This window comes from Parerythrobacter lutipelagi (assembly GCF_005434975.1).
GTDB classification, from domain to species: Bacteria; Pseudomonadota; Alphaproteobacteria; order Sphingomonadales; family Sphingomonadaceae; genus Parerythrobacter_A; species Parerythrobacter_A lutipelagi.
In genome coordinates, this window is the sequence record NZ_SKCJ01000002.1 from 670,520 (window position 1) to 682,080 (window position 11,561).

At 62.3% G+C, this 11,561-nt stretch carries 15 protein-coding genes and 1 tRNA gene; 10 read left to right on the plus strand and 6 right to left on the minus strand.

Features of this window, described 5'->3' with window-relative positions:
* Positions 1-2: 2 nt before the first annotated feature.
* From rpsA to aroA, 6 genes are all read right to left on the minus strand, one after another.
* Positions 3-1,706, minus strand: a complete 1,704-nt coding sequence (gene rpsA, locus E0502_RS11590) for a 30S ribosomal protein S1 (protein ID WP_137678158.1) — start codon at positions 1,704-1,706, stop codon at positions 3-5.
* A gap of 422 nt (positions 1,707-2,128) precedes the next feature.
* Positions 2,129-2,752: a (d)CMP kinase gene (cmk, locus tag E0502_RS11595; protein ID WP_137678159.1), complete on the minus strand. Its 624-nt coding sequence runs from the start codon at positions 2,750-2,752 to the stop codon at positions 2,129-2,131.
* Positions 2,749-2,940, minus strand: coding sequence for a hypothetical protein (locus tag E0502_RS11600; RefSeq protein WP_137678160.1), 192 nt, complete (start codon positions 2,938-2,940; stop codon positions 2,749-2,751). The genes cmk and E0502_RS11600 overlap by 4 nt, the downstream gene beginning before the upstream one ends.
* Before the next feature lie 14 nt (positions 2,941-2,954).
* Positions 2,955-3,215 carry a CBU_0592 family membrane protein gene (locus E0502_RS11605; protein ID WP_137678161.1) on the minus strand — a complete coding sequence of 87 codons (261 nt, stop codon included), beginning with the start codon at positions 3,213-3,215 and terminating at the stop codon, positions 2,955-2,957.
* 13 nt (positions 3,216-3,228) lie between these two features.
* Positions 3,229-3,672 (minus strand): DUF411 domain-containing protein, encoded by a 444-nt coding sequence (locus E0502_RS11610; protein WP_137678162.1) that lies wholly within the window; start codon positions 3,670-3,672, stop codon positions 3,229-3,231.
* Between the two features lie 35 nt (positions 3,673-3,707).
* Positions 3,708-5,012, minus strand: a complete 1,305-nt coding sequence (gene aroA, locus E0502_RS11615; protein ID WP_137678163.1) for a 3-phosphoshikimate 1-carboxyvinyltransferase — start codon at positions 5,010-5,012, stop codon at positions 3,708-3,710.
* Between the two features lie 198 nt (positions 5,013-5,210).
* Here aroA and E0502_RS11620 point away from each other — a divergent pair, with 198 nt between their 5' ends.
* The 10 genes from E0502_RS11620 to rplS all read left to right on the plus strand — a co-directional run bounded on the left by E0502_RS11620 (position 5,211) and on the right by rplS (position 11,518).
* Positions 5,211-5,546: a TIGR02300 family protein gene (locus E0502_RS11620; protein WP_137678164.1), complete on the plus strand. Its 336-nt coding sequence runs from the start codon at positions 5,211-5,213 to the stop codon at positions 5,544-5,546.
* A 352-nt stretch (positions 5,547-5,898) separates the two neighbouring features.
* Positions 5,899-5,974: transfer RNA gene (locus E0502_RS11625), tRNA-Ala, on the plus strand.
* A 196-nt stretch (positions 5,975-6,170) separates the two neighbouring features.
* On the plus strand, positions 6,171-7,607 hold the full coding sequence (gene ffh / locus E0502_RS11630) for a signal recognition particle protein (protein WP_137678165.1): 1,437 nt from the start codon (positions 6,171-6,173) through the stop codon (positions 7,605-7,607).
* A gap of 38 nt (positions 7,608-7,645) precedes the next feature.
* Entirely contained in the window at positions 7,646-8,257 is a 612-nt protein-coding gene (rpsP, locus tag E0502_RS15415) for a 30S ribosomal protein S16 (protein ID WP_137678166.1), read from the plus strand.
* A 9-nt stretch (positions 8,258-8,266) separates the two neighbouring features.
* Positions 8,267-8,776, plus strand: a complete 510-nt coding sequence (rimM, locus tag E0502_RS11640) for a ribosome maturation factor RimM (protein ID WP_137678167.1) — start codon at positions 8,267-8,269, stop codon at positions 8,774-8,776.
* Positions 8,777-8,840: 64 nt separating this feature from the next.
* Positions 8,841-9,167 (plus strand): hypothetical protein, encoded by a 327-nt coding sequence (locus tag E0502_RS11645; RefSeq protein ID WP_137678168.1) that lies wholly within the window; start codon positions 8,841-8,843, stop codon positions 9,165-9,167.
* 9 nt (positions 9,168-9,176) lie between these two features.
* Positions 9,177-10,127: a carbon-nitrogen hydrolase family protein gene (locus E0502_RS11650; protein WP_137678169.1), complete on the plus strand. Its 951-nt coding sequence runs from the start codon at positions 9,177-9,179 to the stop codon at positions 10,125-10,127.
* The gene (locus E0502_RS11655) at positions 10,118-10,399 is read left to right on the plus strand and encodes a hypothetical protein (protein ID WP_137678170.1); all 282 of its coding nucleotides are present in this window, start codon (positions 10,118-10,120) and stop codon (positions 10,397-10,399) included. Before E0502_RS11650 ends, E0502_RS11655 begins: the two co-directional genes overlap by 10 nt.
* Before the next feature lie 7 nt (positions 10,400-10,406).
* On the plus strand, positions 10,407-11,111 hold the full coding sequence (gene trmD / locus E0502_RS11660; protein ID WP_137678171.1) for a tRNA (guanosine(37)-N1)-methyltransferase TrmD: 705 nt from the start codon (positions 10,407-10,409) through the stop codon (positions 11,109-11,111).
* A gap of 38 nt (positions 11,112-11,149) precedes the next feature.
* Complete coding sequence (gene rplS / locus E0502_RS11665) at positions 11,150-11,518, plus strand: 50S ribosomal protein L19 (RefSeq protein ID WP_137678172.1); 369 nt, start codon at positions 11,150-11,152, stop codon at positions 11,516-11,518.
* The last annotated feature ends 43 nt before the right edge of the window (positions 11,519-11,561 follow it).

Consider the following 11,561-nt stretch of genomic DNA (forward strand, 5'->3'; position numbering starts at 1 on the left):
GCTTATTCGCCCTTCTTGAGCGCTTCGCCGAGAATGTCGCCGAGCGATGCGCCGCTGTCGGACGAACCGAACTGCTGCACAGCTTCCTTCTCTTCAGCGATCTGACGCGCCTTGATCGAGAAGTTGGGCTTTTTCGAGCGGTCGAAACCGGTGACCATCGCATCGACCTTGGCGCCGGCCTGGAAGCGGTCGGGACGCTGTTCGTCGCGGTCGCGGCCGAGGTCCGAACGCTTGATGAAGCCGGTCGCACCATCGTCGCCAACCTGCACTTCGAGGCCGCCATCGCGGACTTCGAGAACAGTCACGGTCACGACATCGCCGCGCTTGAGGCCGCTGCCGGCCGCGCCTTCTGCCGATGGAGCACCCTTTTCGAGCTGCTTCATGCCGAGGCTGATGCGCTCCTTGTCGGTGTCGACATCGAGCACGATAGCCGAAACTTCTTCACCCTTGCGGTGCAGGGCGAGCGCGTCTTCGCCCGACAGGCCCCACGCGATATCCGACATGTGGACCATCCCGTCGACGTCGCCGTCGAGACCGATGAACAGGCCGAATTCGGTGGCGTTCTTGACTTCGCCCTGGACCTGCGAGCCGACCGGATGCTTCTCGGCGAACTCTTCCCACGGATTGCGCTGAGCCTGCTTGAGGCCAAGCGAAATGCGGCGCTTTTCGCTGTCGACTTCGAGCACCATCACTTCGACTTCCTGCGAAGTCGAAACGATCTTGCCCGGGTGGACGTTCTTCTTCGTCCAGCTCATTTCGGAGACGTGAACCAGGCCTTCGATGCCCGCTTCCAGTTCAACGAACGCGCCGTATTCGGTGATGTTGGTGACAGTGCCGGTCAGCTTCGCACCGATCGGGTATTTCGCGCCGACGCCATCCCACGGATCGCTTTCCAGCTGCTTCATGCCAAGGCTGATGCGCTGTGTTTCAGCATTGATGCGGATGATCTGGACGGTCACGGTCTGCCCGATTTCGATCACTTCGCTCGGGTGGTTGACGCGCTTGTAGCTCATGTCGGTGACATGCAGCAGACCGTCGATCCCGCCGAGGTCGACGAATGCACCGTAATCGGTGATGTTCTTGACCACGCCTTCGGTTACCTGACCTTCAGCCAGGCCGTCGATCAGTTCGCTGCGCTGTTCAGCGCGCGTTTCTTCGAGGATCGAACGACGCGAGACAACGATGTTGCCACGGCGACGGTCCATCTTGAGGATCTGGAACGGCTGCGGAACGTCCATCAGCGGGGTGATGTCGCGCACGGGGCGGATATCGACCTGCGAACCGGGCAGGAAGGCCACAGCTCCGTCGAGGTCGACTGTGAAGCCGCCTTTGACGCGGCCGAAGATACGGCCTTCGACGCGGGCGCTCTCGCCAAATTCGCTTTCCAGCTTGTCCCACGCAGCTTCGCGGCGAGCGCGGTCACGGCTGAGCATGGCTTCGCCGTCTGCGTTTTCGACGCGGTCGACATAGACTTCGACTTCGCTGCCGACAGAGAGATCGTGGTCGTCTTCGCCGCGCATGAATTCCTTGAGGTCGATGCGGCCTTCGCTCTTGAGGCCTACATCGACAACGGCCTTGCCGTTTTCGATTGCGGTGACAGTGCCTTTGACGACGCGGCCTTCAAAGCCGCCGTCTTCCGCACCGCCGAGTTGTTCGTTGAGAAGCGCTTCGAATTCGTCGCGCGTAGGATTGGCTGTAGATGCCATCAGTGTTGGTTTCCCATTCGTTTTGCTACCGGCCGCCGGTTTTCCCGGGGTCTTTCTCCGTCTCCGAGCACTATTGCTCGGCCCAACGGGGCAAGAGGCCGAATTTCCCGCGAGGCCGTATGCCGCCGCAGGAGTTCTTCAATCCGGAAGATTGCGTGAACGGGCGCGCGCCTAGGCCAAAGCGGTGGTGAAAGCAAGGAAAATGGGGTGGGGCGTTGCTCCCCTGAAGTGGAACACGGATGCGCGTTTGCGAACCCGTGACCTTTCGGCTCAGGCAAGGATTCCTGCGGCTTCGGCCCGGTATGATGGAAACGCGGTGTGACCTTTCGGCGGCGCGGTGTTGCGCTGGCATCGATCAGCCCGGATTTGTTCATCCCTGCCGTGATGCAGATAGCGGACGTGTAGGACAGCGCTTTTGCGGTTCAGCGGCCCTTCGCCTGTTCGACCGCTTCTATGGCTGCCGCGATCGCGGCTTCCTTGCCGAGATCGCTGGTGTCGAGGACGAAGGCATCGGGCGCGGCTCTTAGCGGCGCGTCCTTGCGTTCGATATCGCGCTTGTCGCGGGCGGCGATGTCGGCTTCGATCTCGCGCAATTCGAGGTCGAGCTCACGGTCCTGCATTTCGAGCCAGCGGCGCATTGCGCGCGACTGGACGCTGGCGGTGACGAACAGCTTCACATCGGCCTCGGGCGCGATCACAGTGCCGATATCGCGCCCGTCAAGAACCGCGCCGCCGGGCTGCTCGGCAAAGGCGCGCTGGCGCTCGAACAGCGCGTGCCGCACCGCCGGGTGGACGGAAACGCGACTGGCAAAGCCGCCGGTTTGTTCTGTTCGCAGTTCTTGGTCAGCCAATCTCTCGTCGGGGAAAGCAGTCGCCGCCAGCGCATCCACGGTATCGTCGGGATCGCCACCATTCAGCGCAACCTGCCGCCCCACCGCGCGATAGAGCAGCCCGGTGTCGAGGTGCGGCAAGCCGAAATGCGCGGCCAGCGCCTTGGAAATGGTGCCCTTGCCTGAAGCGGTAGGGCCGTCGACGGCGATGATCATGAAAAGACGTCCTTCGTCTGTCTTGAAGCGAGCAACTTGCGCTCTGCTCGCCGCCATTTGAAATGCAGCAATATCATTCCGGCGGTAGCAATTGTCAGATTGATCAGCATTGAAACGGGCTCGAATTTTCCAGCGTTCCAGAAAAGCGAAGAGGACGCAGCAGCAATCAGCAGGATGACAAATGCCAAGGCCCTTCGGCGAATCATGTTCTCGCGTCTCTTGCCTTGAAGGCCTTCCACAGCCCCCAGATTGCGATAGCGGCCCAGAACCCTTCCAGTACGAGGCTTGGCCAGTTGGTGTGGACGATCAGGGAAACGGTAAGCAGTGCAGCGCCGGTGAGATTGGTGCCGTGCAGGATCAGCGGGTTCGGCTTCTCCACCGCAGTCAGATAGAAATACGCCCCGATGATGCAGGCCGTGCCGACGAAACCGATGACGGAATAGATATCGAGTTCGGCAGGCATATCTCTCGCCGGATCAGTTGTAGGACGCGAAGACGGTCATGCCGGCATCGCCGAATGCGATCACCTGGTAGGGCTGCTTGCGGTCGCCCATTTCCATGCCCGGCGAGCCGACCGGCATTCCCGGCACGGCGAGGCCCCTGACCCCTGCGGGGCGTTCTTCCAGCAGTCTCGCCACGTCAGCGGCAGGGACGTGGCCCTCGATCACGTAACCGTCGACGACCATGGTGTGGCAACTCCACAGCTGGCGCGGCACGCCGCGGTCCGTTTTGACAGCGGCCATGTCCGCCGTCACTTGCTGGGTGACTTCGGTTTCCAGTTCGGTCCGGACATGCTTGGCCCAATGCTCGCAGCAACCGCAATTGGGATCGCGAAACATGGTGTAGGTCGCGGCCTGGACGGCGCTGGTGCAGGCGGCGAGGGCCAGGAAGGCCGGAGCGAGTAAATTGCGGAAGATCATCGAAGGCCCTCGTGATTTGGAAGCTTGCCGGCCTTCTAGTCGCGGCGAGCGGTTTCAAGCAATGCCGAGAACGTTGGAAAGCTGGTCGCAATCGGTGCGGTGCTGTCCACGGCAACTCCGGCGCGGCTTGCCAGCCCCGCAATCGCCATGCTCATAGCGATGCGGTGATCGAGGTGGGTGACGACCTTTGTATCATGGGCGGTGCCTGTCAGTGGCTCGCCACCCGTTCCGTGGATGATCAGCCCGTCTTCGGTTTCCTCGACGCTTGCTCCGGCAAGAGCGAGCGCTGCGGCCATCGCGGAAATCCGGTCGCTTTCCTTGACGCGCAATTCCTCGAGGCCCGTGGTGACCGTCGTTCCTTGCGCCAGTGCCGCGGCAACGAACAGCACGGGAAATTCGTCGATCATGCTTGGCGCGATCGCCGGATCGACTTCGATCCCGGCCAACGGAGCGTGGCGCACGCGCAGGTCTGCAACCGGTTCGCCGCCGACTTCGCGGGTGTTCTGCTCTTCGATGTTCGCGCCCATCTGGCGAAGCACTTCAATCAGGCCGGCGCGGGTCGGGTTGAGGCCGACGTTCTCGATAACCAGATCGCTGCCTTCGATCAGTGTTGCCGCGACGATAAAGAATGCGGCGGAGGAGGGATCGCCGGGCACTTCAAGCGTCTGCGGCTGCAACTCCGCCTCGCCGCGCATCTTGATGATCCGCTCGCCGCCGCGTTCTTCGACTGAAAGCTCCGCACCGAAGCCGCGCAGCATGCGCTCGGAGTGGTCGCGTGTCGGCACCGGCTCGATCACTGTGGTCACTCCGGGCGTGTTCAGCCCCGCGAGCAGCACCGCGCTTTTGACCTGCGCACTTGCGACCGGCAGGCGGTACTCGATCGGTACAGCGGGCAGGCAGCCGCGCATGAGCAAGGGCAGGGTGCCGCCCGGCGAAGCTTCGAAGCTTGCGCCCATCTGCGAGAGCGGTTCGATCACCCGGCCCATCGGGCGTTTCGACAGGCTGGCATCACCGGTAAAGCCTGCGCTGATGCCGTGGCTCGCGATCAACCCCATCAGCAATCGGGTCGACGTTCCGCTATTGCCCATGTCGAGCGCGCCTTGCGGCTGGAGCAGCCCGCCCACACCCACGCCGTGGATCGACCAGACGCCATCTGCCTCACGATCGATTGATGCGCCCATAGCCCGCATGGCTGCAGCGGTCGCCAGCACGTCTTCGCCTTCGAGCAGTCCGGTCACGCGTGTCTCGCCCACGGCCAGTGCGCCGAGCATCAGCGAGCGGTGGCTGATCGACTTGTCTCCGGGCACGCGAATGCGGCCGGTAAGCGGGCCCGAGGGCATGAAGCGGCAGGGTTGCGGCTGATCGGCCAAGTTTTATCTTTCAAGAAAGGCGCGCGATTTTCGTCGCGGCTTTTGACAGCGGGGGTGGCCTATGGCAAGGCGCGCGCCGCTCTTGATTCCCGAGTGATCGGATCCCATCAAGCTAGAGAAATTTTCGCTCCACCAAGCAAATTGGTGGGCAGCATCTGAGGAACAGTAATGGTCAAGCCAGAATGGGGCACCAAGCGTACGTGCCCGAAATGCGGCACTCGCTTCTACGACCTGGGCAAGGAAGATCCGGTTGCCTGCATCGAATGCGGCGAGGAATGGACGCCGGAGCCCGTGCTCAAGGCGAAGCAGCCGATCCCGTTTGAAGACGAAGAGAAGAAGAAGGACGGCAAGGCCGATTCCGATCTCGCTGACGATGATGATGATCTGAGCGATGTCGATGAGGAAGAAAACCGGCCTGACGCCGATGTCGACCTCGGTGATGACAGCGATCTTGGCGTCGAAACCAGCGGCAAGGGCGACGACGACGACAAGGCCGAGAGCTGAAGTAGCATCTGTTTGGAGCCTCAAGCGCCGGGCGCGAGCCGTCCGGCTCGCTTGGCTTCCTCGCATAAGCTCGGACGGGCGGTTGCCCTTGCGGTTCACGGCCAGTGAACCGGATCAGCGCTGTTCCGCGAGCCGCAGGCGAGTGCAAGCGCGACCGCGCGACCGCGCGTCCGCAGCGAAGCGGCCGTCAGGTCGCGAGAGCGAGGAACGCCAAGTGAGCGGATGCGAACGCCGGCGCCTGAGGCAAAACAAATATACAAACAAACCGAAACCCAGAAACACTCTTGCAAAGCAGTTCGGCGGGTCATAAAGGCGCACCTCTCGCTTTCGGGCGAGATCAAAATACGGTTTCGGGGCCTTAGCTCAGCTGGGAGAGCGCAACACTGGCAGTGTTGAGGTCAGCGGTTCGATCCCGCTAGGCTCCACCATTTTTCCGTCTTCCGGCCAGAGCAGGCTGCAAGACCCGGCAAGATGGCAATTGAATTACAAAGCCGGTCCAATGGATCGCGCGCTGGCCGACGAGTTTTCGTCCGCCGGCGTTTTTGGCATTTGGCGTTGCCTGGCCCGTCTCGGGACCCATATCGGGGGCCCGAACCGGGAAGGGCAACAGAGGAGTAGACGCGTATGTTCGACAGCCTGTCAGATCGCCTTGGTGGCGTCTTCGACAAGCTGCGCGGTCGCGGCGCGCTGTCCGAACAGGACGTGCGCGATGCGATGCGCGAAGTGCGGATCGCGCTGCTCGAAGCCGATGTCGCGCTGCCGGTGGTGCGCCGCTTCATCGATGCGGTCACTGAAAAAGCGATCGGCGCCGATGTCCTGAAGTCGGTCACGCCGGGCCAGCAAGTCATCAAGATCGTCTCCGACGAACTGGTGGAAATGCTCGGCGGCGAGGAAACCGAAGGGCTGACGCTCGAGGCAAAGCCGCCGGTCGTGATCATGATGGTCGGCCTGCAGGGCTCGGGCAAGACGACCACGACGGCCAAGCTCGGCAAGCTGCTGAAGGAAAAATACGGCAAGAAGTCGGTGATGGCGTCGCTCGACGTCAATCGCCCCGCGGCGCAGGAACAGCTGGCTGTTCTCGGCACCCAGGTCGATGTCGCGACTCTGCCGATCATCGAAGGCCAGCAGCCGGTCGACATTGCCCGGCGTGCAATGGAAAGCGCCAAACTGCAGGCCGCCGACGTGCTGCTGCTCGACACCGCGGGCCGCCTGCATGTCGACGAAGCGCTGATGGCCGAAATGAAGGCGGTCGCGGGCGTTTCCGCGCCGACCGAAGTGCTGCTGGTGGTCGACAGCCTGACCGGTCAGGACGCGGTCAACGTCGCCAAGAGCTTTACCGAAGAAGTCCCGCTGACCGGTGTCGTCCTGACCCGGATGGACGGCGACGCGCGCGGCGGTGCGGCGCTGTCGATGCGGCATGTCACCGGCAAGCCGATCAAGTTTGCCGGTACGGGCGAGAAGCTCGACGCCATCGAAGCTTTCCATCCCCGCCGGGTTGCTGACCGCATCCTCGGCATGGGCGATGTCGTCTCACTGGTCGAAAGGGCCGCTGAAACGATTAAGGAGGAAGAGGCCGAGGCCATGGCCAAGCGCATGGCCAAGGGTCTGTTCGACCTCAACGATTTGCGCACTCAGCTCAAGCAGATGCAGAACATGGGCGGTCTCGGCATGCTCGCGGGGATGCTGCCCGGCATGAAGAAAGCCAAGGCGGCTATGGCTGCGTCCAACATGGACGACAAGGTGCTGGTTCACATGGATGCGATCATCGGCTCGATGACGGAAAAAGAGCGCGCCCGCCCCGACCTGATGAATGCCAAGCGCAAGAAACGCGTTGCGGCCGGCTCCGGCACTTCGGTTCAGGAAGTCAACAAGGTGCTCAAGATGCACCAGGAAATGGGCCGCGCGATGAAACAGATCAAGAAGATGGGCGGGCTCAAGGGCCTTGGCGCCCTGTTCGGGCAGGGCGGTATGAATGCTGCCATGCCCGGGCTGGGCGGTCCGGGCGGAATGGGAGGCGGCGGACTGCCGCCGGGCCTGCCGGGTCTCCCGGGTAAAAAGTAATTCGAATTCAGAAGTTTGATTTGGAAAGGTAATATCACATGTCAGTTGCAATTCGTCTTTCGCGCGGTGGCGCAAAGAAGCGTCCTTACTACCGCATCGTCGTGTCGGACTCGCGCAGCCCGCGTGACGGCAAATATCTCGAGCAGATCGGCACCTACAACCCGATGCTCCCGAAAGACTCCGGCGAGCGCGTAAAGCTCAACGAAGACCGCGCACGCCATTGGCTGAGCGTCGGTGCCAAGCCATCGGACCGCGTCCTGCGTTTCCTCGATGCCGCTGGCATTCTCGAGCGTGCGCCGCGCAACAACCCGAAGAAGGGTGAGCCGGGCGAAGCGGCCAAGGAACGCGCTGAAGAGAAAGCAGCCAAGGAAACCGAAGCAGCAGAAGCTGCCAAGGCTGCCGAAGAAGAAGCCAAGGCCGCAGCCGAAGCACCTGCTGCAGAAGCAACCGCCGCCGAAGCAACCGAGAACGACGCGACCGGTTCGGTCAAATCGGACGAGACCGCAGAAGCTGTCGCGGACGCGGTCGAGACGACTGATGGCGATACCGCTGAAGACAAGACCGCGATCGCTGAAGAAGTTGCCGAAGGCGGCCCGGTGAACGAGCAGGCGGACGACACCGCCGGCAAGGAAGAAGAGAAGGGCGCGTAAGCCTTTCCCATGCAAGACAAGCCCGTCACGCTCGCTGCCATCTCCGGTGCGCATGGCGTGACGGGCGAAGTCCGCCTGAAATTGTTCGGTGAAGGCGTGGAAGCGCTTAAATCGCACAAGTCCTTCATCGTCGGTGATGCCAATAGCGGCGGGGGCCGGACTTTAACGCTCAAGAAAATCCGCAGCGACAACAAAGGCGGCGCAATCGCGCGCTTTGCGGATGTGAACGACCGCGGTGCGGCAGAGAAGCTGCGCGGAACAACGCTGTCGGTCTCCCGCGATGATCTGCCGCCGCTGCAAGATGGCGAATACTACCATGCCGATCTGATCGGCCTTGCTGTCTTTACCGACGCGGGTGACGCTGTCGGCACAGTTGGCAATGTGCTGAATTTTGGCGCTGGCGACATCATCGAGATCGAGCAATCGGACGGCAAGAGCTTCCTTGTTCCGATGAGCGAGCAGGCCGTTCCTCAATGGGATGCCGAGAAGCTGGTCATCGCAGCCGATTTTGCGCAGTAATCCGAGCTGTCACTACACCCTGAGTGACGGGTGAGCGATTGAGCAGTGATTGAGGAGCGACTGGATGGCCACGGGCATAATTTCGATTGTTTTCTTCCTCTTGCTGCTGGGCTTGCTGACTGCGGGCGCGGTTCTGTGCTTGCACCTGTGGGCGCGCAAACTTGGCATCCAATCACGAATCCTGCTCGCCGCTTTGTTGGGTCCGGGCAGCGTTCTGGTGTTCCCCCTGCTGATCGCCCTTCTTGACGGCTCTGCACCATTGGCCGACTTGGGTCTTGGCCTGGGTGTGGGCGGGGCGTTTCTCTGCGTGGTGATAGGCTGGCCGGTCTCGGCGATCCTCACCAGGAAGCTGGAAAAAAGCATGCTGCCCGATCCCGGCATTTTCGAGTAAGGTGCTGAAATGACCAGACTGAACGTCGCCATCTGCCAGGCCGCACCGATCCCGCTCGCGATTTCGGATGGCATTGCGCAGGCGACCGAACTGGCGCGCAAGGCAATTGCCGACGGGGCGCAGCTGGTGGCCTTTGGCGAGACCTTCCTCGGCGGCTATCCGCTATGGCTCGACGAGGCACCAGGCGCGGCGCTGTGGGACCACCCCGGCACAAAGGCGATGCACCGCATCCTGCTGGAGCAGGCGGTGGTGGCGAATGACGAGCGGCTGCTGCCCTTGCAGGAGCTATGCGACGAAACCGGCGCGGTCATCAGCATCGGCGCGCATGAGCGGGTGCGGCAAAGCCTCTACAACAACCAGATGACCTTCCGGCCCGGCTTGCCGGTGCTCGACCATCGCAAGCTGGTGCCCACGCATGGCGAGCGGCTTGTGTGGATGCGCGGCGACGGCTCGACGCTCGGCGTGCACCAGGCGGAGTGGGGCAAGGTCGGCTCGCTGATCTGCTGGGAGCACTGGATGCCCTTGGCGCGCGCGGCAATGCACAACCTCGGCGAGAGCGTACATGTTGCGGCATGGCCCACCGTGCGCGAGGAATACGCGCTCGCCTCGCGGCACTATGCAATGGAGGGCCGCTGCTTCGTGCTCGCGGCAGGCCTGGTGCAGGCGAAGAACGACCTGTTCGATGGGCTGGAGCGTGCGGGCGGCGATGCTGCGGCGAAGGAATTGATCGAGGCGATTGAGGGCGATGCGCTCAATCGCGGCAGTTCGATCATTATCGCGCCCGATACGCGGATCGTCGCGCAGGCTGGCGAGGGCGAGGAGACGCTGCTTGCAGACCTCGATCTCGGTGAGATCGGTCAGGGTCTCGCGAGCCTCGACACCGATGGGCATTATTCGAGGCCGGACGTGTTCGAGTTGCATGTCAATACGACCCCATCGAAAGGCGTCAAATGGCGCTGATTTTCCCTCTCGGCCTGCTGCTGATTACTTTCCTTTCCTTTCTTATGGCCTCGGGCCTGCGCCGGCTTTTCGCTCAAGCGAATAGGCTGGCGATCACGAGCCTTTCGGCAGTTGCAGTCGGATTTCTGCCGACTTGGGCTGCCATAGCCGAGGGTAGTGATATTGCCATGTCGATCACCCCCTCAGTGACGCTGGCATTGGCAATCTGCTCGTGGCCCGCATGGATTGGCAGCCGCCTATCTGCTTCGTCCCAAGCAATCCCTTCCGAATAGGAATTTGATGACCTTCGCCGCCACCATCCTGACCCTCTATCCCGAGATGTTTCCCGGACCGCTGCGGCTGTCGCTGGCGGGGCGGGCGCTGGAGGAGCAGCGGTGGTCGCTTGATACCATCCAGATGCGCGACTTCGCCACTGACAAGCACCGTTCGGTCGACGATACGCCAGCTGGCGGCGGGGCAGGGATGGTGCTCAAGGCGGATATCCTCGGCGCGGCGGTCGATCATGCCATTGCCCAGCAGCCCAAGGCTCCAATCCTAGCGATGACACCGCGCGGGACGCCGATCACGCAGGATCGTATCCGCGAGCTGTCGGCAGGCCCCGGCGTAACTATCTTGTGCGGCCGTTTCGAGGGGTTCGACGAACGCCTGTTCGATGCGCGCCCGCAGATCGAGCAGATCAGCGTGGGCGATATCGTGCTGTCGGGTGGAGAGCCTGCCGCGCTGATGATTCTCGACGCTTGCATTCGCCTGTTACCGGGGGTAATGGGCGCGGCTTCGAGCGGTACCGAGGAGTCTTTCGAAGAAGGGCTGCTGGAATACCCTCAATATACCCGACCTCAGGAATGGGAAGGGCGCACGATCCCTGAAGTGCTGCGATCGGGGGATCATGCGAAGATCGCGGCATGGCGCAAAACCATGGCGGAAGATCACACACGGTTACGCAGGCCAGACCTATGGGAGCGTTACAGGAACGCTCGGGACTGACCTGCCTCTGGCGCGCGGTAAAAACTAGGAAAACAGGCATGAACCTGATTCAACAACTCGAAGCGGAAGCTATCGAGAACCTCGGGAAAGACATTCCCGAATTCCGCGCCGGTGATACCGTGCGCGTCGGCGTGAAGGTTGTCGAAGGCACCCGTGAGCGTGTCCAGAATTTCGAAGGCGTCGTGATTGCCCGCTCCAACCGCGGCATGGGCAGCAACTTCACCGTTCGCAAGCTGAGCTTCGGCGAAGGCGTGGAACGTGTGTTCCCGCTGTACTCGCCGGTGGTGGACAGCATTGCCGTGGTCCGCCGCGGTGTCGTGCGCCGCGCGAAGCTGTACTATCTGCGTGGCCGTACCGGTAAGCGTGCGCGTATCGCGGAACGCAAGGTCAACGCCCCGAAGGCGTAAGCCTTCCACGAATGGCGCAGGCGTAAGGCTCTCGCAGCAGACG

Coding starts and splice junctions, on each gene's coding strand:
- rpsA (WP_137678158.1), bottom strand. CDS start 1,706: ATGGCATCTACAGCCAATCCTACGCGCGACGAATTCGAAGCGCTTCTC.
- cmk (WP_137678159.1), bottom strand. CDS start 2,752: ATGATCATCGCCGTCGACGGCCCTACCGCTTCAGGCAAGGGCACCATT.
- E0502_RS11605 (WP_137678161.1), bottom strand. CDS start 3,215: ATGCCTGCCGAACTCGATATCTATTCCGTCATCGGTTTCGTCGGCACG.
- E0502_RS11610 (WP_137678162.1), bottom strand. CDS start 3,672: ATGATCTTCCGCAATTTACTCGCTCCGGCCTTCCTGGCCCTCGCCGCC.
- aroA (WP_137678163.1), bottom strand. CDS start 5,012: ATGCCCTCGGGCCCGCTTACCGGCCGCATTCGCGTGCCCGGAGACAAG.
- E0502_RS11620 (WP_137678164.1), top strand. CDS start 5,211: ATGGTCAAGCCAGAATGGGGCACCAAGCGTACGTGCCCGAAATGCGGC.
- ffh (WP_137678165.1), top strand. CDS start 6,171: ATGTTCGACAGCCTGTCAGATCGCCTTGGTGGCGTCTTCGACAAGCTG.
- rpsP (WP_137678166.1), top strand. CDS start 7,646: ATGTCAGTTGCAATTCGTCTTTCGCGCGGTGGCGCAAAGAAGCGTCCT.
- rimM (WP_137678167.1), top strand. CDS start 8,267: ATGCAAGACAAGCCCGTCACGCTCGCTGCCATCTCCGGTGCGCATGGC.
- E0502_RS11645 (WP_137678168.1), top strand. CDS start 8,841: ATGGCCACGGGCATAATTTCGATTGTTTTCTTCCTCTTGCTGCTGGGC.
- E0502_RS11650 (WP_137678169.1), top strand. CDS start 9,177: ATGACCAGACTGAACGTCGCCATCTGCCAGGCCGCACCGATCCCGCTC.
- E0502_RS11655 (WP_137678170.1), top strand. CDS start 10,118: ATGGCGCTGATTTTCCCTCTCGGCCTGCTGCTGATTACTTTCCTTTCC.
- trmD (WP_137678171.1), top strand. CDS start 10,407: ATGACCTTCGCCGCCACCATCCTGACCCTCTATCCCGAGATGTTTCCC.
- rplS (WP_137678172.1), top strand. CDS start 11,150: ATGAACCTGATTCAACAACTCGAAGCGGAAGCTATCGAGAACCTCGGG.